Below are 22452 nucleotides of genomic sequence, written 5' to 3' on the forward strand. Positions count from 1 at the left end.
TATTACTCCTTGGTTGGTGTCGTGTGATCGTTAGCGTTCTCTGCACCAGGGGCTGCCGGTTCAGCTTCGTGCCCAGCCTCGGGGGCCGCAACCGCTTCCACAGCTTCTTCCACAGCTTCTTCCACAGCCTCAACATGGGCGGGTTGGGCCGGAGCCTGTACTTCTGCCGGGGCTGCTGCCTCGACCTTGACTGTGCCATGGCTATTCTTTGTGTAGGGCTCTCCCACACGGTCGCTGTGGCTCCACCCAATGATGAAGAAGACCACAAGGGCAAGTCCACCAATGGAAAGGAAAAAGATTGTAGCCTGTTTTTTGAATAGCTGAAGTTTTTTTCGGGACTGAACCGGATCTTTTCCCCCAAACCAACCCCACTTCATGCAGAGTCGATAAAGTCCGATGGTGCCGTGGAGTTCAACGCAGACCAGCAGCACAAGGTAGAGGGGCCACATGAACGAAGAAAATACCCTGTCGGACGACAGGTAGGGGTCAATCTGGCCGGGATGGGTCAGCATGATAAACAGATGTACTGAGCCAAGAAAAAACATGATAAAACCGGTAACTACCTGCCAGTACCACAGGTTGGTGTCGCCATGGTTCATCATGCCCATCTGGGAACGAATGATGGTATGCTGTTTCCAGGTGATGGGAAACTTTCTCACCCCAAGGGCCGCATGGATGATAAACAGGGTGAACACACAGAATACGGCAATAAAAACAGCCGACGGATACCCATGCCCTGTGCTGGACAAAAACGACAGTTCCATGGTTTTCGCCACAAAGTTAAAAGAGCCTTTTCCCAGCAGAATACTCGCCACCAGGAGCATGTGAACCCACATGAAAAGCCCGAGCACAAGGCCCGTACCGCTCTGGGCAAGGTCAAGCCTTGCCGGGATTCGGCTCTTTTTAATTCGATCATTGACAATCAAGTTTTCCATCTATCCTCCTTGATGGCAGGTTGGCCCTGGTTAAAGGGAATCTCTGCCACCAGACGTTAAAGATTATTCAAAAGCGATGGGGTGTGAATCCACGCCCCGCAACTCAAAAAACCGATTTACATACCTCGCCAAGGATCCCAAGATTCTTGCACACATGTATGCCGTTCTTTTCCATGGCTTCAATCTTGGCCTGGCCCGTGCCACTGCCACCACTGATGATGGCACCGGCATGGCCCATTCGTCGGCCCGGGGGGGCCGTAAGCCCTGCGATGAAGCCAACAACAGGCTTTGTCACATGGGCCTTGATAAAGGCGGCAGCCTCTTCTTCGGCATTACCGCCGATCTCTCCGACCATGACAATGCCCCGGGTATCGGGATCATTCTCAAAGGCCTGGAGCACATCAATGAAATTGGTGCCATTAATGGGATCACCACCAATGCCGATGCATGTAGTCTGGCCGATACCAAGCTTTGTCAGCTGATCCACCACCTCATAGGTCAGGGTCCCGGACCGGGAAATGACCCCTGCGGGTCCGCCGGGCATATGAATCTTGCCCGGCATGATACCGATTTTACACTCTCCAGGGGTGATGATGCCAGGGCAGTTTGGCCCGATGAGACGGCAGGTCTTTGTAACCAGAAAATTCTTTACCCTGACCATGTCCATCACGGGAATACCCTCTGTGATGGCCACAATAAGGTCAACCCCGCTGTCTGCGGCCTCCATGATGGCGTCGGCACAAAAGGGCGGGGGCACAAAGATCATGCTGGCGTTGGCCCCTGTCTGCTCGACCGCCTCGGCCACGGTGTTGAACACCGGGACCTTGTCCATTTGCTGTCCACCCTTACCCGGAGTTACCCCGGCAACCACCTTGGTGCCATATTCGATGCACTGCCTTGTGTGGAACTGGCCCTCCTTGCCGGTGATTCCCTGGACAACGAGCCTTGTCTCTTTATCTACAAATATACTCACGACCTTCTTCCTCCATCATTATAGAAAACTTCCACCAGCGTGCCACAATTGGCGGAGCTTCTGACTTCGTTAACTCGCTCCGGCCGTGCCGGTTATATGGCGGCTGCAACCTTTTCGGCTGCGTCCTTCAAGTTTACGGCATTGATCAGGTTGAGCCCGGACTGGGCAAGAATCTCCTTGCCCCGTTCCACATTGGTCCCCTCCATGCGAACAACCACCGGAATGGTAATGCCGCTCTTTTTTGCCGCAGTGACAATGCCCTCGGCAAAAACGTCGCAGCGCAGAATCCCGCCAAAAATATTGATGAGAACCGCCTTCACCTTTTTGTCCCGGAGAATGATGCTGAATGCATTTTCCACCATTTCAGCCGTGGCGCCGCCCCCCACATCCATGAAGTTGGCAGGTTCAGCCCCTGCGTTCTTGATGATGTCCATGGTGGCCATGGCAAGACCGGCACCGTTAACGATGTTGCCCACGTTACCGTCAAGGTTGATGTAGTTGAGATTGAACTTTGAGGCCTCAACTTCCAGGGGATCTTCCTCGTCAAGATCCCTCAGTTCAACCAGATCCTTATGGCGGAACAGGGCATTGGAATCAATGTCCACCTTGGCATCCAGGGCCATGACCCTGTCGTCCGAGGTAAGGATCAGTGGATTGATCTCCAGGAGTGAACAGTCGTTTTTAACAAACAGGGTGTAAAGATTTTTCAACAGGGCTGAAAATTCCTTGAGTGCCGCCTTGGGAAGCCCAAGACCAAATCCCACCTGGCGGAGATAATACCCCTGGATTCCGGTGAGGGGATCAACCCTCACCTTGATAATCTTTTCAGGGGTTTTGGCGGCGACAGTTTCGATATCCATGCCGCCTTCCTGGCTTGCCATGATCACAATACCTGCCGTGGCACGGTCCACAAGAATGCTCAGGTAGAGTTCCTTTGCAATCTTCTGGCCGGCTTCGACCAGCAATTTTTTCACCTCACGGCCCTGGGGACCGGTCTGGTGGGTAACAAGGGTCATACCAAGGATTTCACCGGCAAAACGCCTTGCCTCTTCCTCGGATGCGGCAAGTTTAACACCCCCGCCCTTTCCCCGGCCCCCGGCATGGATCTGGGCCTTGACCACCACAGGATAGCCGCCAAGGCCCCTGGCAACATCCACGGCCTCTTCAACGGAAAAGGCCACCCCCCCGTCCGGAACCGGAACACCAAAGGTTCGAAACAACGCCTTTGCCTGGTATTCATGTATTTTCATAATCAGTCCTTTAAATCTGCTTGTGTTTATAAAAACGACAACAACGCCTCGGCTGCAGCCGAAGGCGATATCAACTCCTGTTCCACCTTTGCTGATATTTCAGGAATCTTTCCTGCAATTGTGCTGTTCTGATGGAATCTTGCCTTGAGTCCTTCATCGATGAGGGTCCACATCCAGGACAGTGCCTGGCGACGCCTTCGAAGGGAAAACTCCCCGGTCTGGGTCATGATCCGTCGGTGCTCAAGCACCGTCTCCCAGACCTGCTGGGTTCCATTTTTAAGGATTGAACTGCAGGTGAGCACCGGAGGCCGCCAGGAAGGCGATTCCGGCGTTACAATGTGCATGGCAATCTCAAATTCAAGCCTAGCCTTTTCAGCCCTTTCCACATTGTCGCCGTCGCACTTGTTGATGGCAATGGCATCTGCCACCTCAAGCACGCCCTTTTTGATGCCCTGGAGCTCGTCTCCTGCTCCTGTGATCATGAGGGCCAGGAAAAAATCGACCATTGTGGCAACGCTGGTTTCAGACTGCCCCACCCCCACGGTCTCCACAAGCACCACGTCAAAACCTGCTGCCTCGCACACCAGAAGGGTCTCCCTGGTCTTTGCAGCAACCCCTCCCAGGGTGCGTCCCGAAGGAGAAGGCCGGATAAATGTGGACGGGTGGGCCGCAAGCTGTTCCATGCGGGTCTTGTCCCCGAGGATGCTGCCGCCGCTGCGGCTGCTTGAGGGATCCACGGCCAGAACCGCCACCCGGAGCCCCTTTTCAACCAGAAAAAGGCCAAGGTTCTCCACAAAGGTGGATTTACCCACCCCTGGAACACCGGTGATGCCAAGGCGCACCGCTTTGCCCGTATGGGGCAAAAGCTTCTCCATCATTCGGGCGGCAAGCCGTCTGTGGGCTTCAAGGGAGCTTTCCACCAGGGTAATGGCCTTGGCTATGCCCCTTCTTTCTCCCTTGAGCACACCGTTTGCAAGATATTGCGGATCAAGTTCCTTTACCTCACCCATGGGCCGGCTCACCCACCAATGACATTGAGGGTCCGGTTGGCCGAATCGGTCACCACGGTTCCAGGGCCAAATATTTCCACGGCTCCAGCTTTTTTTAATGCGTCATAGTCTCCCGGCGGAATGATGCCCCCCACAACCACCTTGATATCACCTGCCCCTTCTTTCTCAAGGGCTGCAATAAGGGCTGGCACCAGGGTCTTGTGCCCGGCAGCAAGGCTTGAAACACCCACCACATGGACATCATTTTCAACGGCCATACGGGCCGCCTCTTCAGGGGTCTGGAACATGGGGCTGATATCCACATCAAAGCCGAAATCAGCATAGGCCGTGGCAATCACCTTGACGCCGCGGTCATGGCCGTCCTGACCCATTTTGGTCACAAGAATCCGTGGCCGACGACCTGTTTTTTTCTCAAAATCCTGGGTTCTCTTTCTAAGGGATGCCAGAATTTCAGAATCTCCACACTCGGAGGCATAGACACCGGAAATACACTGGGTGGTTGCCACAAAGCGGCCAAACTCCTTTTCAAGGGCATCGGACACTTCACCAACCGTGGCCCTGGCCCTGACCGCCTCAATGGTTGCAGCCAGAAGGTTTCCACCCTCCCGGGCCATCCGGGTCAAGGCTTCAAGGGCGGTTTGGACCTTGCCGCTGTCCCGCTCTGCCTTTATCTTTTCCAGCCGCTGAATCTGCTCCATGCGAACCTCGTCTGAGACCTCAAGCACTTCCAGGGGGGCTTCCTCGTCAAGCTGATACTTGTTCACCCCCACAATGACATCCTTGCCCTGGTCGATCCTGGCCTGGCGCCTCGCTGCCACCTCTTCGATGCGCATCTTGGGCATACCCGTCTCAATGGCCTTTGCCATGCCGCCAAGCCCGTCGATCTCCTTGAGTATCTTTCTGACCTCGTCGATGATATTCTGGGTCAAGGACTCCACATAGTAGGAACCGCCAAGGGGATCCACCACACTTGTTACCTTGGTTTCTTCCTGGACAATGATCTGGGTGTTTCTGGCAATTCGGGCAGAGGTCTCGGTGGGCAGGCCCACGGCCTCATCAAAGCTGTTGGTATGAAGGCTCTGGGTGCCGCCAAGCACGGCGGACATGCACTCAAGGGTGGTCCGGATGATATTGTTGTAGGGATCCTGCTGGGTCAAACTCCACCCCGAAGTCTGGCAGTGGGTTCTGAGCATCTTGGATTTTGGATTTTTGGGGTTGAACTGGTCCATGATCTCAGCCCAGAGAAATCTTGCGGCCCGAAGCATGGCAATATCCATAAAAAAATTCATGCCGATGCCAAAGAAAAAAGAAAGCCTGGGGGCAAAAGCGTCAATGTCAAGACCTGCGTTGATGGCGGCCCGGGTATATTCAAGACCATCGGCCAGGGTAAAAGCCGTCTGAAGGACACTGTCGGCGCCGGCCTCCATCATGTGGTAACCGCTGATGCTCACCGTGTTAAACTTTGGCATGTTTTCAGAGCAATAGGCAATGATGTCCGAGATGATCCGCATGGACGGGGTCGGAGGATAGATATAGGTGTTACGGGTGAGGTACTCCTTGAGGATATCGTTCTGGATGGTTCCCATGAGCTGTTCAGAGGCAACCCCCTGCTCCTCGGCCGCCACAATATAACCGGCAAGGATGGGCAGCACGGCCCCGTTCATGGTCATGGAAACGGACATCTTGTCCAGGGGAATCTGGTCAAAGAGAATCTTCATGTCCTCAACTGAATCCACGGCAACCCCGGCCTTACCCACATCCCCCGTCACCCTGGGATGATCGGAATCATATCCCCTGTGGGTGGCAAGGTCAAAGGCCACTGAAAGACCTTTCTGGCCGGCGGCGAGATTTTTGCGATAAAAGGCGTTGGACTCTTTGGCCGTTGAAAACCCCGCATACTGACGGATGGTCCAGGGCCTTCCTGCATACATGGTGGCCTTGGGTCCCCGGACAAAGGGCTCAAACCCAGGCAGGTTATCCATGAACTCGACCCGTTTAAGATCTTGGGCAGTATAGAGGGGTTTAACCTCAATTCCTTCGGTTGTGGGAACAGAAAGTGACTCCAGGGGTTTTCCTCTTAATTCTTTAGTTGCCAATGCTTTCCAGGCGTTTAGATCGGGCGTCTGTGACATTAAAAACTCCTTAGATTATGGTAAACCGTTTGTCGAGTCTAAAGTCTAATCCCTCTGGCAGAGCTCCACAAGCACTCCTGAAGTGGCCTTGGGATGGAGAAAGGCTATCTTTGCTCCGCCTGCGCCCAATCGCGGCGTCTCGTCAATCAGGCGAATTCCCTTGGCTTTGAGTTCAGCAAGGGCCTCTTCGATATTTTCCACCCTGAATGCCACATGCTGGATACCTTCGCCTTTTTTTTCAATATAACGCGCCACTGGACCGTCGTCGGAGGTTGATTCGAGAAGTTCGACCTCACTTTCTCCAACGGGGAAAAACGCCGTGGTTACTTTTTGTGCGTCAACGGTTTCACTGCCGGCAAAACTCATCCCAAGTACGTCCGACCAGAAATTTTTACCATCCTCAATACTCTTTACCGCAACTCCCAGGTGATCAATTTTTAATATCTTCATCTCTCCTCCTGTTCCATTGTACGTAAATTTTTTTATCTATTGATGATCTAACGGACAAACAAAGTCAACCCAAAACACCGTTCACAAGGCATTTTTTGACCCGATTCCCCCGGTTTCCAATGCAAGACAAAAACCGCTGTGTTCACTTAAAACGCCCGCCAAAACATTGCATCCAGGGACGTGTATCATTCGTCGTGGCACGGGCAGAGACCGTGTTCGACCATGCCGCTTAAACGGATTCAGATAATATTCTCCGCTTCAAATGCATCAATCTCCTCCAAGGTATAACCCAATTCGCCCAGGATTTCACGACCTTTTGCCCCAAATTTATCCGGCGGGGTCCTGACACTGCCGGGGGTGCGGCTCAATTTAATGGGAATACCAAATGTCTTTGTCCCTGTCCCGTCATTTTTATCGTCTCCCACGACCATTCCCCGCTCTTTGAGCATTGGATCTTCCATAACCTCTGCCAGAGTTTTAATCCTGGCGTAGCAGACGTCAAGGTCTGCAAGGGTATTGTCCCAGTGATCAATGGTCTGCTGTTTAAATATAGCAGCAAGGGCGTCGATAATTTCTTCGCGCCGGTCGTCGTCGTACTGGAGGTCTGCAAATTCAGGCAGGTTCAAACGATGGCACAAACGCTTCCAGAACCTGTGTTCCACGGCACCTATGGTGAGATATCGATCGTCCGCCGTTCCGTAGGTGTTGTAGCAGGCGTACCGGTGGGAAAAGGTGCCATCTGATCGAACGGGCACCCGGCCCGTCACCCCGGAAAAATAAAGGGGAAGGGTCAGAAACCCCACCATGCCGTCGGTCATGGAGATGTCAATATACTGGCCTTTGCCCGTGGTGGACCGTTCCACAAGGGCCATGAGTATGCCCATGGCAGCGTTCATGGCTCCCCCTGCGATATCTGCGAACTGCACCCCGGGAATGGAGGGGGGTGCATCCCTTTGTCCCATGAGGTCAAGCACACCTGAGTTGGCAAGGTAATTGACATCATGCCCGACCCGGTCCCGCATGGGACCTGTCTGGCCATATCCTGTGATGGAGCAGTAAATGATTTTGGGATTCTGCTCTTGAACCCTGGCATAATCGACCCCCAGACGTTCAACCACCCCGGGTCGGAACCCTTCAAGAATCACGTCCGCCCCCTTTGCCAGGCGAAAAAAAATCTCAAGCCCCCTGTCTGATTTAAGATCCAGGCACATGTGCCGCTTGTTGCGGTTGACGATGTTGAAAAAAAGACCGTCCGCCTTGAACCGTTTGTCCTCAACGGAAATAACTTGGGCACCATGATCGGCAAGGATCATGGAACAATAGGGCCCTGGAAGCAGTCGTGAAAGATCCAGAACTTTTATCCCCGAAAGTGCGCCTTTGCTCAACATGGTCGTCCCCCCTGATAAAATGGATAGGTTAGAATAAAATTCATAGCACCCCCCCAAGGGATTGGGCAACAAAAAACAAGATTAAGATTGCGTTTTAACGGATAAAACGGTATTTAAAGAGCTTAATTTAAAAGGATATCCAACAATAGATGAAATTTGAAAAATACCACATTTCTGAAGATCTCAAAAAAAATCTTGCTGCCCTTGGATTTGTACGACCCACGGACATCCAGTTCAAGGCGATCCCTTCGATCCTCAAGGGTGAAGATGTACTGGCCATTGCCCAGACTGGAACAGGAAAGACCGCGGCCTTTGCCATTCCAGTCATCGACCGGATACACTCGTACAAAACCAGCAAAAGAACCCGGGGCATCCGATGCCTTGTCATGGTTCCCACACGTGAGCTTGCCGAACAGATCGGCGGGGTGTTTGACACCCTTTCCCGCCACACCAAGGTCAAAACCTTTGCCCTTTACGGCGGGGTCGAACAGGATCGCCAGATCAAACGCCTCCAGGACGGCATCGACATCCTCATTGCAACCCCGGGAAGGATGTTCGACCTCATCAGCCAGGGCCACATCAACCTTGACAACGTCAACACCCTGGTGCTGGACGAGGCAGATCACATGCTTGACCTTGGATTTATCACCGACATCCACCATGTAAAACAAAAACTGGTCAAACGTCACCAGACCCTGTTCTTTTCGGCTACCATCAACCAGAAGATCAAAAAACTTGCCTTTTCCCAGGTCAAGACCACAGCCATCCGTATTCAGATCTCCCCGGACGACCCGGTTTCAAAAAATGTTTCTCACTTTGTGATGTTTGTGGAGATGGACGACAAACGGTTCTTTCTTGAAAACTTCATCAAGGAAAACCCCAGCGCCAAAATCATTGTGTTTGTCAGAACAAGGGTCCGGGCCGAACGTGTGGCAAAAGCCATGGAACGGGTGGGAATAGAGACATCCACCATCCACGGAGAAAAGGACCAGACACTCAGGTCCCTGGTCATGCAGCGGTTCAAGAATAACGAAATCAGTATCCTCATCGCAACGGATGTGAGCGCCAGGGGAATCGACATCCCCAACGTGGACTTTGTCATCAACTATGACCTTCCAGACCAGGCTGAAAACTATGTCCACCGGGTTGGACGGACAGGCCGGGGGGTGAAAAAGGGAAGTGCCATCTCCTATTGCAGCAGGAATGAAAGAGAACGACTGGACGAAATCCAGACCTTTATTAATAAAAAGGTCGAGGTGGTCCATGTCACAAAGAACGACTACGCCATGGTGGTCGAACCTGAACAGTCGTTTGAAGACGTCCGGGACCTGATTGCAGACCACGAGCAATGGCTCAAAGGCAAGAAAAAAAAGCGTTCAAAATAACCTGCAAGGCCAGAGCAAAACAGTGCTTTCGATCTTAACGAAACATGAAACACGATGATACTGGGCAGGCGATAGTACCATTCCGCCCTCTTTGGTTTCCCTGATCGGAAAGGTAACCGTCGGGGGGATTTTTGCCCCTCCAGACTAAAGCGATTGAAACTCCACTAATGGCAATGCTTCGTAACGAGTTTCCACATGTCCTGGCCGACACAACGAATAATAAAAATGGTATTATGCCGCCCCCGGCGGGCGATGGGACCGGCCCGGGACCGTCGGCGGCCCTTTTGCCCTGCCGGTCTAAAGCGCAGGAACTGCGGGCTAAAGTCCTCAAACAGCCTGCGCTTCTTAACGCCCGGCAGGGCAAAAGGGCTCATCGCCTTTGGGTCCCAATGGGCTGGTCCCATCGCCCGCCGGGGGCTCTGCTGTCGACAATTTGAGGCTGCATTTTCTTATAACCGGCACGGCCGGAGCGAGTTATGGCTCCGGCCTCAACGAATTTTGAAACGCCTCTGTTTGTAATGCTTTGGTGGGTGTTTCATATAAACCCACATGTCCTGCCGGACACAACGAAGATAGAAACTCGACAGCATAGGCGGGCGGGAACGGGTATTGCCCGCAGCGGATTAAACGGCAGCGGTCAGCATGGACGCTGAAGGAGCTGCCGTTTCCCTCGGAGCAGCCCAGGACGGGCTGCGAGAATGAGCGGAGGGTTATACCCGTTCCCGTCTGCCGGCCCGAGAAGAGTTTCATATAACCGGCACGGCCAGAGCGAGGTATGGCTCTGGCCTCAACGAATTTTGAAACGCCATCATTGACAATGCTTTGGTGAGTGTTTCATATAAAACCGGCACGGCCGGAACGAGGTATGGTTCCCAGCCACAACGAACGATGAAACGCCTCTGATGGTAGTGCCTCAGCAACTGTTTCATGTATAAAAAAAAGGTTATAGGCCGGGTGGCGTGCACACGGCCTTGACATGGTAATAGCTTGAAAGATCGCTGCTGTCGATGAACCCAAGCTCCAGGCTTGCATACCATGCTGAGGTGAAGGTGGCCCGGTCGGCACTCCACAGCCAGTGCTGGCGAAGATCAAATACCGGTTCAAGGCAGAGCCCGGTTCCCTTGGGCAACGGACTTATGATGGTGAGTAGTTCTGCTGCCGTGGGCATTCGCCAGTTATCAAATCCCTGGTATCGTTCCCGGTTCAATCGTTGGACATAGGCACAGCCCTCTTTCCAGTTGACCGGGAACCGGGTACCGGAACTCTGCCAGACAAGTCCGGTTTCAGGGTCCTTGACCAGGTCAGACCCAAGGGCTTTAAAATGCTTGGGCAGAATTTGCCTTGGACGCATGAGGCTGTCCAGATCAAAAGCTTTCTGGGCCCTTGCTCTGGGGATTTTTTCAGGAAGGTGACGAACCTTGATCTGTCTTTGAAAAGGCTCGGTTTCGTTGAGCCAGTCCATGGACACCGAACAGAACTTTTCTTTTTTTTCAATCCAGGCAAGGCAGAGCCCCTTGAGATCTTCGGCCATGGAATCAGCATCTGGGAATCGATGGCCCGGCAAAAAGGCCATGGCCCGGTCAAAAAAATCGTCCCATGTCGGGTCAAGATCGGAATTAAGCTCACTGGCTCTGCTCTTCTTTTCAGGCAATTTCCCGGTGAGCATCCGGAACAGCATCACCCCCACGGAATAAAGATCAGCGGTTTCATCCACTCCGTCCGGGTCCTTTTCCTGTTCTGGTGAAGCATAGTAGGGGGATCCCACCTTGAGGCTTGCATGGCCATGGAATGTTTCGTTCCTCAGCTTGGAAAGGCCGAAATCACAAATTTTTACATTGTCAAGATCATCCAGAAGAATGTTAAAGGGTTTAATATCCCGATGGATCACCGATCGGTCATGGAGGCAGGCAAGACCGTCGAGAATCTGCAGAATGTATCCCACGGACCGTTCAATCTTGATGACCCGTGAAGGCCGTTCGGTTTCATAGGACTCTCCCATGAGGGCTCCAAGGTTGTTCGAATAAAAACCCATGGTGTAAAAGGGCTTGCCCTCAAAGCGGTCAAAGTCAAGGATCTCAACCACATGGGGATGGCGAAGCGAGGCAAGGGTCACGGCTTCAGCCACAAAGAGATCCTCCACACCCTTTTCACCCATGAGGGTTGTCAAAAGCGGCACCGGTTCCAGAAGTTTTAACGCCCCGATCTTGCCCGTGACCGGGTATTCGACCTTGAACACCTTGCCCATTCCACCCTTGCCAAGCAGCCCTGCAACCTTGAATTTTCCAATATATTTCATATGATTTAAAACCGTTTCAATAGTTTATCCGCGTACACGTCCGGAATGGAGGTCCTACGGATTTTCATGGCTGTGGTGTGGCAGTCGTATGGTACAAACACGACCTCAAGCCGCCCGGTTTCCATGTCAAACACCACTATTTTGGCAGAGGGATTTCCATCCCTTGGCTGCCCCACACTGCCGGCGTTTACAATGTATTTTTTTTGCCTGTCCAGAAAAATTTCCCCCTGGCCGAGTTCCTGGTGGGTCAGGTTTCCATTGTCAAGGACAATCAATTCCAGGTCATGGGTATGACCGGTAAAACAGACCCACTGATCCATGGCTTCCATTTTCCTCTGGAGAATAACGTCTGAAAGCTGAAAAAGGTAAACAAACGGCGACTCCGGAGGCGACCCGTGTACAAAAAGCAGGTTTTCAACAACCAGACTCTGGGACCATCCTCCAAAGACCTGTTTAAAGGCGGGTAGAAGATGGGACCGGGTGTGGTCCGCAGCCTTTTTTGCAACAGGATTAAAGCAGGCAAGAAAAGCAGGGTTGAGAACTGCCATCTCGTGATTGCCCAGAACCGATAGAATATTTCGCTCACAGATTATTTCCATCACTCCGTTGGGATCCGGACCATAGCCGATGTTGTCGCCAAGGGAAATGATCCGGTCGGGCACTTCCCGACCCTGGAATGAGCGGTCAACCCAGGCAAGCACCTCGGTAAACGCCTCCAGATTTGCGTGGATATCGGATAAAATGATCAAACGCATGGTGTCTCCGTCAGGGAACCAGGGTCAGTTCCCATGGATAAGTTCACGAATCAAACCCAGCAGGGTTCGACTATCTATGGGTTTTTGAACGTACTTTTTAACACCCAGGGCCAGGGCTTTTTTTTCATCATAGGTTCCACAATACCCTGTACACAGGATAATGGGAAGCTCACTTCTAAGATTCAGCATTTTTGTTGACAACTCAACACCCGACAGCTGGGGCATTGTCATGTCTGTGATGACAAGGTCAAATTTCAACGGATCTTTTTCAAATTCAGCATAGGCGTCAGCACTGTTTTCAAAGGCTGTGATTTCATACCCGTAATCTTTTAAAAGCTCCTGGGTCGACAAAAGAATGCTCTCCTCGTCGTCCACCACCATGATGTGTTCCCTTCCCCCTGGAGGAACCTCCTGGAGATTCGGCACCTCTATCTGGTTCCCTGCCCGTTCATCTACAACGGGGAAAAAAAGCTGAAAAGCAGATCCCTGACCAGGTCCGCTGTCAACAGTAACATACCCGCCATGCTCTTCAACAACCCCGTAGACCAGGGCCAGACCAAGACCTGTGCCCTCTCCGGGCTTTTTGGTGGTAAAATAGGGATCAAATATTTTATTTAAGGTCTTCGGGTCCATGCCGTTGCCCGTGTCCATCACCTTGACGGTCAGATATTGGCCCGGCACCATATTTGGAATCGGCCCATTAGCCGAATGAAAAACGTCCATCATGTCCACCTCAACGGTCAGCACCCCGGTGGAAACCATCGCCTGGAAGGCGTTTGTGCAAAGATTCATGAGGGCCTGGTGGATTCTTACCGGATCGCCCAGGATGGGTTTCTCACAGACGATCTTTTCGCAAATTACAATGGACGAGGGGATGGAAGACCGGATCAGATCAAGAATCTCCTTTACCACGGTGGAAAGGATAAGTACCTGCATTTTAGGCTCTGTTTTTCGGCTGAAGGCAAGGATCTGCTGGATCAGTTCAGCCGCCCGTTGTGAGCCTTTTATGATCTGCCGAATATGGCTCTTTGCCTTTGTGGGGTTGTCAATATGCCGTTCCGCAAGCTTGGAATACCCGAAAATCCCCGACAGAATATTGTTGAAATCATGGGCAATACCACCGGCAAGAACGCCCACGGCCTCCAGCTTCTGGGCCTGCTGGAGCTGTGCCTCTATCTGTTTCATCCGGGTGGTATCCCTGAGCACATTGAGCATGGAAACCGTTCCATTGGCATGGGCAATGGGGGTGGCCGACACATGGAACGAATGATTGTCTTTAAAACTGACAATGTCCATCTCCTGGGTGCTGCCGTTTTTAATCGTGTCAAACTCACACCAGGGACATCGTTCACTGAAGCCATGGATTGCCGTAAAACAGTCTTCCCCTGTGGCATCATACCCCGTTCTCTGGATCATGGTGGGGTTCATATATTCAATCAAATAATCTTCAGAGGTAATATATACCGGTTCTTTCATGGACCCCATGATGGCCTGGTATTTTTTTTCACTCTCCAGAAGTTGGGACTCCTTGGCCTTAAGATCGGTAATATCAAGGGCTGCAAAGGTAACTCCCCTGGAAAGATCCTCAAGATCAATGGGGGTGGAACTGAGCAGCACGTCAATAAGCCGACCATCCTTTCTCTGCCACTGGGTTTCAACGGTTCCGATCCCCACCTGGTCTATCTGCTGATATTTTTCCAGGCCCACATGGTCATAGCGTGCTTCATTGGGATAAAGTAGCCTTGCACTCTGGCCTATAAGCTCATCCCTTGAGAAACCAGTCACCCGGGCTAATTGCTCATTTGCCTGAATAATCTTCCTATCGCACACAACCCCGATACCCGTGGGGACTGCCCGGAAAATGCTCTTGATCTCCTCTTCACTTTTTTTCAGCCGCTGCTCGGCAAGGGTTCGTTCCGCCAGCTCATCGGACAGTCGTGCTGTTTTTCCCTTAATCTGTCGCAAAAGCATCAGCGACCACACAAACCCTGCCGCCACCAGCCCAAGAAGAGGAAGAATGACCCAGATGCCTTTGCGCAAGACAGTGGCAAAGGTCAGTGGTTCTGCCTTTAGCGCACCAAACCATTTTTCATAAATTGCATCAAATTCACCCGAAGTTTTTATGATGAACAGCCCTTCGTTGATCATGGCCAGAAGGTTGGCGTTTCCCTGGGCAACGGCAATACAGTATCTACCCTGTAATATGGGGTCGGAAAGGGGTCGAATGTTTTGAATACCCATATTTTTTGCAATCTGCATCCCCTGGGCCCTTGAAATAACGGCACAATCGACACGACCCTGTGCAAGGTTTTCAATAACATCCTGTAAATCATCTTCAAGGACAAGGCGGGTTGACATCTGACGTTCAACGGCAATATCGTGGTAAAGATCTCCCTTTTGTAGACCAATCCTTTTTCCCCGGCATTGATCAATCCCTTTAATGGGTGAGCCGTTCCTGACAAACACACTGTAGGTGGAGATATAATGGGGTACCGCGAAATCAACCTTTTCAGCCCTTTGGGGAGTTCGGTACATCCCTGCCAGAACCTCAGTTTCACCCCTTTCAAGGGCTGTTCGGACCTGATTCCAGGGGCCTAACTCAATCTTGATTCCCATATCCATGGCCCTGGAAACAGCCATGATGATATCAATATTAAACCCCTCGGGAACCCCTTTGTCATTGAGGTATTCAAACGGCGGGAAGTTGTGGTCGCCCCCAACGGTTACGGGTGCAGCAAGGGCTGGAACAACCCAAAGAGCCACCAGGACGGTCGTTCCAAAAAAAAATAATAAAATTTTATTCATTTGATAAAATCGAATAACATGCTTGTTTTAAATTTCTGGTTAGGATTCTGGTAAGCATACTAATGAACATCAAAAAAATCAAACCAAATGTCACCGGACCTTAAAAGGTGTGCACCCTTGCTTCAGGTATGAAGATCCAGGTGATATCCCCGATTTTGAGCTTTTTTTCCAGGACCTGCCTGCGGGTCCACTGGGCCATGAACTCAACCCCGTTGACCTGGATAAAAACATCAAAATAAAATCCGCGGTTGACCAGTCTCTGAACCCTGCCGGAAAACCGGTTTACACCGCCACCCGGATCCCCATCCAGGCAGAGAATCTCTTCAGGTCGCACGGCAAGGTAATCCCGGCCCAAGGCAGGACGGTCAAGGAAAATCTCAAGCCCTTTGAGGCTGACCCTGGAATCATTGCACCCTGTAATGGGGAACACATTCTTCATCCCCACAAACCGGGCAGCAAACGGAGATCCAGGTCGCTCAAACAACTCCTGGATGGTGCCGGTCTGTTCTATTTTCCCCCTGTGAATGATGGCCCCCCTGTTGGCAAGAAAAAGAACGTCCGAAAAATCATGGGAAACCATTACAAAGGTGGTGCCAAGGGTCTTGTGCAGGGATTTCAAAAGATTTTTGATGTCGTCCTGGAGCACGGGATCAAGGGCGGAAAGGGGTTCGTCAAGGAGCAACACCCTGGGGTTGAGAATCAGGGCCCGGCAAAGGGCAACCCGCTGCTTTTCCCCGCCGCTCAAGGTCAGGGGGTGGCGGTTCAACAGATGGGACAGATTCATGGTTTCCACAAGTGATTCAAACCGGGCGTTTGCCTCAACCTTGGAGATGTCATGGTAGCGAACCCCATAACGGATATTTTTTTGTACATCAAGGTGGGGGAAAAGGGCGTAATCCTGGTACACGATGCCAAGGCCCCGGTGTTCCGGAGGGGTTTTTGTTATTTCCTGTTCTTCCAGAAAAACCCCGCCACTATCAATGGGCATCAGCCCCATAATGGCTTCAAGCAGCAGGGATTTGCCCGATCCTGTAGGGCCGATCAGGGCAAAGAAATCCCGCTCTTTAACTTCCAGATTGACCGATTCCAGGCTGAACCCGGTAAGACGTATGGAAAGATCGCTGACCCGTATCATTGAATCCGTCGTTCCCTTGAAAAAAAACGCATCATGACAAAAAGGACCAGGGAGATAATAATCAGCCAGAAGGCCACACATTGGGAATATTTCAAGCCAAAGGCGGTGAAACGCTCATAAATCAGAACCGGGGCCGTCATGGGATGATAGGCCACAATAATGACGGCTCCGAACTCGCTGATGGCCCGGGCCGTGCACATGACTGCCCCAAGGACCATATTTCGCCACACCATGGGAAAAGTAACCCTGAAAAAAGTGGCACCCATGCTTGCACCAAGGCTCTGGGATGCCTTTTCAAGGCGCAGGGGAACGGCTTCAAACCCAGCTTTGACCGTGTTGATGTAAAAAGGAGCCCCCACAAAAACAAGGACCACCACAATCCCGGTGAGGGACCCCATGATTTCAATGTTGATGCCGGCAAGCAGCCGCCCCCATAGGGAGTTTCTGCCAAAAAGGCTCAGGATTGCAATGCCGATGACCGGATGGGGGATCATGATGGGAAGATCAATGAGTCCCTCAACAAGCTTTTTTCCAAAAAACGTCTTTCTTGCCATGATATAGGCCAGGGGGGTACCAAAGACAATGGCAACGGCAGTTGCCCCCAGGGCCGTAAAGATCGAACGGCCCAGGGCCTCGAGCACCACCCTTTCCTGTATTGTTGACAAAAGATCTGACACTTCTGGCATGAGAAGCATCTTGCCCAGGGGAAAGGTGACCAGAAACACCAGGGGAAGGCTCAGAAAGACCGCCCCCCCCCAGAAAAGATTTGTTTTTTTTAATTTCAAGGTCAGCCCGACGATTGCGCAATCCCCCTGTTCTTTGATCTATTTTTTTAATTTACTCTTTGATTTCCACAAGGGGAACAAGGGTTCCGGGCAGTGCCTCCTTCATCTCTTGTGAAGGCACACGGCAGGGAATGAAAGGAGGCTGTCCCATGGATTCAAGGGTCTTTAGGCCACCATCGGCAGACAGCAGATAGGACAGGAACAGTTCTGCAGCCTCTGGATTGGGGCTGTTCTTGATCATGGTAATGCCGTAGGTGCAAGACTGACCGGTCTTTGTGGTAAAAGTGCCCGGTTTTTTCCCGGTGACCTCAACCGTTGCCTGGCGGTAAAAGGCGTCATACTTGTAGTTGCCAAGGTTAATGTGATCGTCAAGGGTGATGTATTTAAGCCCATGCTGAACAGCAACTGACCGATACTCCCAGGCATAGTCCATATTGCCTGTCTTTAAAAGGTTGACAAGCTCCACTGATTTGGGACGTACGTTCTTCAGGGGCCGGTTGGCAATGAGCTTATCGTAAAGCCCATCAATGCTGTAGAATTTTTCAGCAAGTTTTAACACCATGAGGCTTCGATAACCGCAGGGGTCCAGGTTTGGATCGGAATGGCCCCAGACAACGTCCTCTTTTAAAAGGATATCATACCAGTTATCACTGGTAATGGTGTCGCTGAAACGACTGGTCGGTGTATAGCAGAGAACGAGCTGGTTGGATGCAAATCGGACATTCCAGTCTGCAAAATCGGGAACAAGGGTGTTGTCTATCACCTTGTAGTCGGCAGAGGCCATGATGTCGGCCTTTTTTCCAACCTCAGAGATCATTCTCGCCATTTTGGTGCTTCCCCCGGCTTCCCTGAGGATATCAATGTCAGGGTGAAGCGCTTCAAAATCCTTTTCAATCTTGTCAAAGGGAACGGTGAGACTGCCTGCATGAAAAACGATCACCTTGCCTTTGGGTGCTGCAAAACAAAGGGATGCGGACATAAGCAGAACGGTGACAAGGGCCAGGGACTTCAAAAATCTGTTCATGGATTTCATCTATTACTCCTTAAAAATTGGGTTGTAAATAAGCTATGGCTTATTTAAACCCCCAACGAAAGTCAATCATTTTTTCAGGAACACAAAATAAAGGGACAAACAAACCAGAAGCAACCAGATCCAACGACCTACAGGGCATGTTCAATGGTACATCTTACCTGGGAGACCGTTTCATCAAGGACTTCAACTGTGCAGCACGAAAGGTCCACGGCTGGATGAACAACGATTTCCACCTCCCCGGGTGACAGGTTCAGGGAGTCTGACGGCAGAATCTGCCTGGAGTTTCTGATGGTAATGGGAAGAATGGGAAGACCTGCATCCATGGCAAATCGAAAGGCCCCTTTTTTAAAGGCAAGGAGCCTTCCGTCCCGGCTCCTTGTCCCTTCCGGGAAAAAAAGAACCGCAGCCCCGCCGGTGATTTTTCCCCGGAAAAAGAGCCTGTTTTTTGCCTCATCCATGGATTTAAGTGCCGCCCCGCTGTCGGCCCGGTCAACATAGATACAGCCCAGACTCTGGCAGGCCGGTCCAAACACCGGTATCTTTTTAAGCTCCTTTTTCATGACCCACTTGATCCTGAGGCCAAGCCACCCATGGATCACCGGGATGTCGACCATGCTCTGGTGGTTTGCCACCACCACATAGCTTTTGTCCCGGCTATAATTATGCCTGCCCATAATTTTAACCCGGATGGGAACCACGATACAGGCAAGCCGAGACCATGACACGGCAACCAGATTACCTGCATCAGCCCCGAAAAAAAGCACCACAACCATGCAGAGAACCCCGTGAAAAAAGGTCGATAGCGACATAAGGGGAAATACAAACAACCACTTGTAGGGTTGATAAACGGCCTTTAAAATCGCATCCACTCGCCAGACGGCTCCTTTTTTCCCAGGTTACTTGTCCTCGGTTTTTTTCCCCTCATGCTTAATGCCAAGCACAGCATCTACCCAGGAGACAAGATCATCCCCCTGATAGGCATTAAGGATAAATGAATAGGGCGTCTGGGACGAGGCGGCCCGATAGTCACCATTTTCAGTTTTTCCATGGAGCACCAGATCAACGTTCTTGGCCCCATCTCCTGAACCCGTGGTCACCTGAATCTTGAGAAGGGATGTCCCGCCGTCATCCGGCGTGCCCGTCTGCCCATCCATGTAGGAGGCGCAATCAAGATGCGTCAGATCGGCCACCAGGGCGTCAACCTTGCCGGCATCCACGGCGTTGCCATCCTCGGCCTTCCAGGTGGCCTGATCCTGGTCTTGATCTTTGTCCTTGCCATCGGGTTGCCCTGCAAGAATGGTCCGTTTGACATCTCCCTTTTCAACCACAAGGCTGACAAGGGATTCCCGGTCAAACCCGAATACCCTTTTGGACCTGAAGCCCTCCACATCCCGGTCATAATCACGTCTGAAATCACCCAGGGCATGGTAAACCCCTTCATGGCCGGCAAGGGTGACAAAGGTATGACGGTTGGTGGGCGCCGTCTTTCCTATTTCAAAGCTGCGCACAACAGCATCCCCTTTTTTGGCCGTAACCTTAATGCCTTGTTCTGGAGTGAGATCGTAGCGCCTAAGATCCCGGCTCTGGGAGACCAGGGCCGACACACTGAGATTTTCAACCACATCCAGAAGTTTTTTCACGGTGTCAGTGTCAGCCGGATAGTGTTTGTCCGAAACCGTCCACTGCCCGTTGGCCCTGTAAAGGTTGATGGTTTTACCATTCTTTTCAACGGCAAGGGTGGAGACCTCTTCCACAGCCACCCGGGAAAGATCGGGAAGGGTGTAATTACTCTTTTGTTCAGAATGAAACACGAGGTATGCCACAAGGCTGACAATGACCACCCCGAGGATGAGTAACTCTTTCTTCATTTTGTTTATGACTCCTTTTGATCTGTTGAAAAAAGATTTTTAATCCGTTGTTTTCTTGACCTGCGCCTCATCCAGACGCTAAACCCGAATAAAATGACCAGGATGGGCAGGCCGGCAATATTGACGGTCTTGATAACGTTTCTCATGACAGGCAATGTCGGGTCAAGGGGGTTAAGGGTCTGGTTTTTGCTGCGCATGACGGCAATGTCATCCTGGCCGTTAAGGTGGTCAATAACGTTGAGCACAAAGGTGGCATTTGTGCTCCGCCCCTCGCTGTCAAGCATGTTGTCCTCGAGCATGGACGAACAGGCCATGACAAATATCTTGCCGGCCTTTCGGCCTTCCACCAGGGTGTTTGAGGCCTGGATTTTAGACAGATCCGGGGACGTTTTAACACCCTGGTCAGCATCATTGGCCTGGGCCTTGTCTGAACCACTGTCCATCAGGTCCCCTTCAGCCACCTCATTTTCCGGCAACGTCTTCTGGGGAATCTCTTGTCCGGCAAAATAGCTTGAAAAATCACCTTCGAGCATACAGGCAAGATCAAATGAGCGTTTTTCCCCGTCTTTGGGAGGGGAGATGAACATGGGGTTCAGGTTGATATTGTTCTTCATCTCCCACGCCTTGTCCGATGAAGAGAAAAGCGTTGTGGCCTTGATGCCGGATTTTTTCAATTTTTCAGCGTCAACGGTCAGGGGAGAAATTTTCATGGTCACAAGCCCCTTGATATTGTTCATATAGTCGGGCGTGTTGTCGATATTTGCCCCGTCTATCATTGGCGCGAAATAGATATTCTGCTCTCCTCCTCCACGATTTTGGGGCAGCATCTGCTTGTAGCACGCCTCGTCCATGACATAGGAGGAGGACAGCTTGACCCCATAGTGCTCAAGAAGCCTTGAAAGCCCTGTATCAATGGGCACATAAACGGGTCCTCCCCCCATGAACCCGGCAGATTGCCCGGGCATGGTCTCGTTAAAAGCCTCCGGAAAAATGGCAAGGTTGGTTCCCTTCATCAGGGCCTGATCGATTTGGAACAGCTCAAAATCGGTAAATTCCTCCGTGGGCCTTGCAATAATCAGGGTGTTGAGCCCTTCTGGAATCTCCTCGTCCGCAAGGGAGATCTCCTTGATGGTATACCGTTGGGAAACAAGATTGTTAAAGGCATTCATGGTCGTCTGCTGCTGCTGCCCCATCATGCCCATGCCGGGCATGGAAAGAGGAAGCGTACCATGATCTCCAAGATAGCCAATGGCCTGGTTGATTCCAATCATCTGCTCCATGGTGTCTGAAAGAAGATCCGCGAGCATGGTCGGATCCGTCATTTGATAGGTGGTACCAATAATGGGCAGATTAACACTTGAAATCAAAGGAATCTCGGCCCGTTTTTCCCCGTACTCCATGATAAGGCCTGCACCACCCGTACCGGCATGAACATTTTTTGATTCAAGGTCCGGCCATTTGAGGGTCATGAGATTGTAACGTTTGGCAATGTCATCAAGGTTGTTTTCCTTGGTGGGATCAACGTACTTGAAATCCATGACACCAAGGTTTTTGGTGTTGAGTTCTTGAACTACTTTTGTAATCTGTTCAGGAAGGGAGGAAAGGCTGTCAAGGCCCATGAACGGCGCAACGGCAAACAGCGACGAACTTAAGTACATTCTCAACCGTACCTTCTCCTTGAGGCTCAGAAGGGTACTCACCTTGTTGTTGAGTTTCTGGATGGCCGTGGTAAGTTTGTATTCAAGGCCATCCGTGGCAGTGATGGCAGGAACCTTCTCGATCATGTCCCCATGGATGATCACAAGGCCCATGTAAGCCTGCTGGAACTTTACCTCATCATTTTCTATGATTCGAATCTGAACCGGTGAGATACCGTAATCCTCGGCCAACCTGCGGTTGCGGTCCGCCTCATCGGTAAGGCCCGCCTCCTGGGGGGTAACATCATTAAATGTGTAATTGAAAAACTTGCCCCCATGGCTTGCATATTCCTCCATGAGATCGTGGAGGTATCGCTCGGTGTTGTTGTAGGGCACCGGCAGATTCTTTGAAAAAAAGATCTTGATGGTCAGGGGTTCAGACAGGGTGGAGACCACGGTACGACTCGCCGTGGACAAAGAATAAACCCTGTCCCGGGTCAGGTCAGCCCTGAAGAAAAGGGTGGTGCTGACCAGATTGACAAGAACAATCACAATCACATAGATCATGAATTTAAAATATATCTGTTTCTGATTCTTCATTCTGATATCTTACTC

At 51.5% G+C, this 22452-nt stretch carries 17 protein-coding genes; 1 reads left to right on the top strand and 16 read right to left on the bottom strand.

The window, feature by feature from the left end; all coding sequences use genetic code 11:
* Positions 1-2 precede the first annotated feature (2 nt).
* The 7 genes from HRM2_RS16005 to HRM2_RS16035 all read right to left on the bottom strand — a co-directional run bounded on the left by HRM2_RS16005 (position 3) and on the right by HRM2_RS16035 (position 8138).
* A complete protein-coding gene (locus tag HRM2_RS16005) occupies positions 3-935 on the bottom strand; it encodes a fumarate reductase cytochrome b subunit (protein ID WP_015905084.1) in 933 nt (310 codons plus the stop codon).
* Between the two features lie 103 nt (positions 936-1038).
* Entirely contained in the window at positions 1039-1908 is an 870-nt protein-coding gene (sucD, locus tag HRM2_RS16010; RefSeq protein WP_015905085.1) for a succinate--CoA ligase subunit alpha, read from the bottom strand.
* Positions 1909-2000: 92 nt separating this feature from the next.
* Entirely contained in the window at positions 2001-3158 is a 1158-nt protein-coding gene (gene sucC, locus HRM2_RS16015) for an ADP-forming succinate--CoA ligase subunit beta (protein ID WP_015905086.1), read from the bottom strand.
* A gap of 26 nt (positions 3159-3184) precedes the next feature.
* Complete coding sequence (gene meaB, locus HRM2_RS16020) at positions 3185-4168, bottom strand: methylmalonyl Co-A mutase-associated GTPase MeaB (RefSeq protein WP_015905087.1); 984 nt, start codon at positions 4166-4168, stop codon at positions 3185-3187.
* Between the two features lie 8 nt (positions 4169-4176).
* On the bottom strand, positions 4177-6300 hold the full coding sequence (gene scpA / locus HRM2_RS16025) for a methylmalonyl-CoA mutase (RefSeq protein ID WP_015905088.1): 2124 nt from the start codon (positions 6298-6300) through the stop codon (positions 4177-4179).
* A gap of 45 nt (positions 6301-6345) precedes the next feature.
* A complete protein-coding gene (gene mce / locus HRM2_RS16030) occupies positions 6346-6750 on the bottom strand; it encodes a methylmalonyl-CoA epimerase (protein WP_015905089.1) in 405 nt (134 codons plus the stop codon).
* Between the two features lie 239 nt (positions 6751-6989).
* Positions 6990-8138, bottom strand: a complete 1149-nt coding sequence (locus HRM2_RS16035; protein ID WP_015905090.1) for a CaiB/BaiF CoA transferase family protein — start codon at positions 8136-8138, stop codon at positions 6990-6992.
* Between the two features lie 149 nt (positions 8139-8287).
* Here HRM2_RS16035 and HRM2_RS16040 point away from each other — a divergent pair, with 149 nt between their 5' ends.
* On the top strand, positions 8288-9523 hold the full coding sequence (locus tag HRM2_RS16040; protein ID WP_015905091.1) for a DEAD/DEAH box helicase: 1236 nt from the start codon (positions 8288-8290) through the stop codon (positions 9521-9523).
* 943 nt (positions 9524-10466) lie between these two features.
* Here HRM2_RS16040 and HRM2_RS16050 read toward each other — a convergent pair.
* From HRM2_RS16050 to HRM2_RS16090, 9 genes are all read right to left on the bottom strand, one after another.
* A complete protein-coding gene (locus tag HRM2_RS16050) occupies positions 10467-11819 on the bottom strand; it encodes a protein kinase domain-containing protein (RefSeq protein WP_015905092.1) in 1353 nt (450 codons plus the stop codon).
* 5 nt (positions 11820-11824) lie between these two features.
* The gene (locus tag HRM2_RS16055; protein WP_015905093.1) at positions 11825-12574 is read right to left on the bottom strand and encodes a metallophosphoesterase family protein; all 750 of its coding nucleotides are present in this window, start codon (positions 12572-12574) and stop codon (positions 11825-11827) included.
* 24 nt (positions 12575-12598) lie between these two features.
* Positions 12599-15379: a transporter substrate-binding domain-containing protein gene (locus tag HRM2_RS25405; RefSeq protein WP_015905094.1), complete on the bottom strand. Its 2781-nt coding sequence runs from the start codon at positions 15377-15379 to the stop codon at positions 12599-12601.
* Positions 15380-15479: 100 nt separating this feature from the next.
* The gene (locus HRM2_RS16065) at positions 15480-16514 is read right to left on the bottom strand and encodes an ABC transporter ATP-binding protein (protein ID WP_015905095.1); all 1035 of its coding nucleotides are present in this window, start codon (positions 16512-16514) and stop codon (positions 15480-15482) included.
* On the bottom strand, positions 16511-17299 hold the full coding sequence (locus HRM2_RS16070; RefSeq protein ID WP_015905096.1) for an ABC transporter permease: 789 nt from the start codon (positions 17297-17299) through the stop codon (positions 16511-16513). The genes HRM2_RS16065 and HRM2_RS16070 overlap by 4 nt, the downstream gene beginning before the upstream one ends.
* A 52-nt stretch (positions 17300-17351) precedes the next feature.
* A complete protein-coding gene (gene wtpA / locus HRM2_RS16075; RefSeq protein WP_015905097.1) occupies positions 17352-18332 on the bottom strand; it encodes a tungstate ABC transporter substrate-binding protein WtpA in 981 nt (326 codons plus the stop codon).
* Positions 18333-18460: 128 nt separating this feature from the next.
* Positions 18461-19201 carry a lysophospholipid acyltransferase family protein gene (locus tag HRM2_RS16080; protein ID WP_015905098.1) on the bottom strand — a complete coding sequence of 247 codons (741 nt, stop codon included), beginning with the start codon at positions 19199-19201 and terminating at the stop codon, positions 18461-18463.
* A 27-nt stretch (positions 19202-19228) separates the two neighbouring features.
* On the bottom strand, positions 19229-20200 hold the full coding sequence (locus HRM2_RS16085; RefSeq protein WP_015905099.1) for a DUF4340 domain-containing protein: 972 nt from the start codon (positions 20198-20200) through the stop codon (positions 19229-19231).
* A gap of 5 nt (positions 20201-20205) precedes the next feature.
* Complete coding sequence (locus tag HRM2_RS16090; protein ID WP_015905100.1) at positions 20206-22437, bottom strand: Gldg family protein; 2232 nt, start codon at positions 22435-22437, stop codon at positions 20206-20208.
* Positions 22438-22452: the final 15 nt, after the last annotated feature.

This window comes from Desulforapulum autotrophicum HRM2 (assembly GCF_000020365.1).
Lineage (GTDB): Bacteria > Desulfobacterota > Desulfobacteria > Desulfobacterales > Desulfobacteraceae > Desulforapulum > Desulforapulum autotrophicum.

Bases quoted from the DNA above. Each gene is read 5' to 3' on its own strand.
- HRM2_RS16005 (WP_015905084.1), bottom strand. From the start codon at position 935: ATGGAAAACTTGATTGTCAATGATCGAATTAAAAAGAGCCGAATCCCG.
- sucC (WP_015905086.1), bottom strand. From the start codon at position 3,158: ATGAAAATACATGAATACCAGGCAAAGGCGTTGTTTCGAACCTTTGGT.
- meaB (WP_015905087.1), bottom strand. From the start codon at position 4,168: ATGGGTGAGGTAAAGGAACTTGATCCGCAATATCTTGCAAACGGTGTG.
- scpA (WP_015905088.1), bottom strand. From the start codon at position 6,300: ATGTCACAGACGCCCGATCTAAACGCCTGGAAAGCATTGGCAACTAAA.
- mce (WP_015905089.1), bottom strand. From the start codon at position 6,750: ATGAAGATATTAAAAATTGATCACCTGGGAGTTGCGGTAAAGAGTATT.
- HRM2_RS16035 (WP_015905090.1), bottom strand. From the start codon at position 8,138: ATGTTGAGCAAAGGCGCACTTTCGGGGATAAAAGTTCTGGATCTTTCA.
- HRM2_RS16040 (WP_015905091.1), top strand. From the start codon at position 8,288: ATGAAATTTGAAAAATACCACATTTCTGAAGATCTCAAAAAAAATCTT.
- HRM2_RS16050 (WP_015905092.1), bottom strand. From the start codon at position 11,819: ATGAAATATATTGGAAAATTCAAGGTTGCAGGGCTGCTTGGCAAGGGT.
- HRM2_RS16055 (WP_015905093.1), bottom strand. From the start codon at position 12,574: ATGCGTTTGATCATTTTATCCGATATCCACGCAAATCTGGAGGCGTTT.
- HRM2_RS25405 (WP_015905094.1), bottom strand. From the start codon at position 15,379: ATGAATAAAATTTTATTATTTTTTTTTGGAACGACCGTCCTGGTGGCT.
- HRM2_RS16065 (WP_015905095.1), bottom strand. From the start codon at position 16,514: ATGATACGGGTCAGCGATCTTTCCATACGTCTTACCGGGTTCAGCCTG.
- wtpA (WP_015905097.1), bottom strand. From the start codon at position 18,332: ATGAAATCCATGAACAGATTTTTGAAGTCCCTGGCCCTTGTCACCGTT.
- HRM2_RS16085 (WP_015905099.1), bottom strand. From the start codon at position 20,200: ATGAAGAAAGAGTTACTCATCCTCGGGGTGGTCATTGTCAGCCTTGTG.
- HRM2_RS16090 (WP_015905100.1), bottom strand. From the start codon at position 22,437: ATGAAGAATCAGAAACAGATATATTTTAAATTCATGATCTATGTGATT.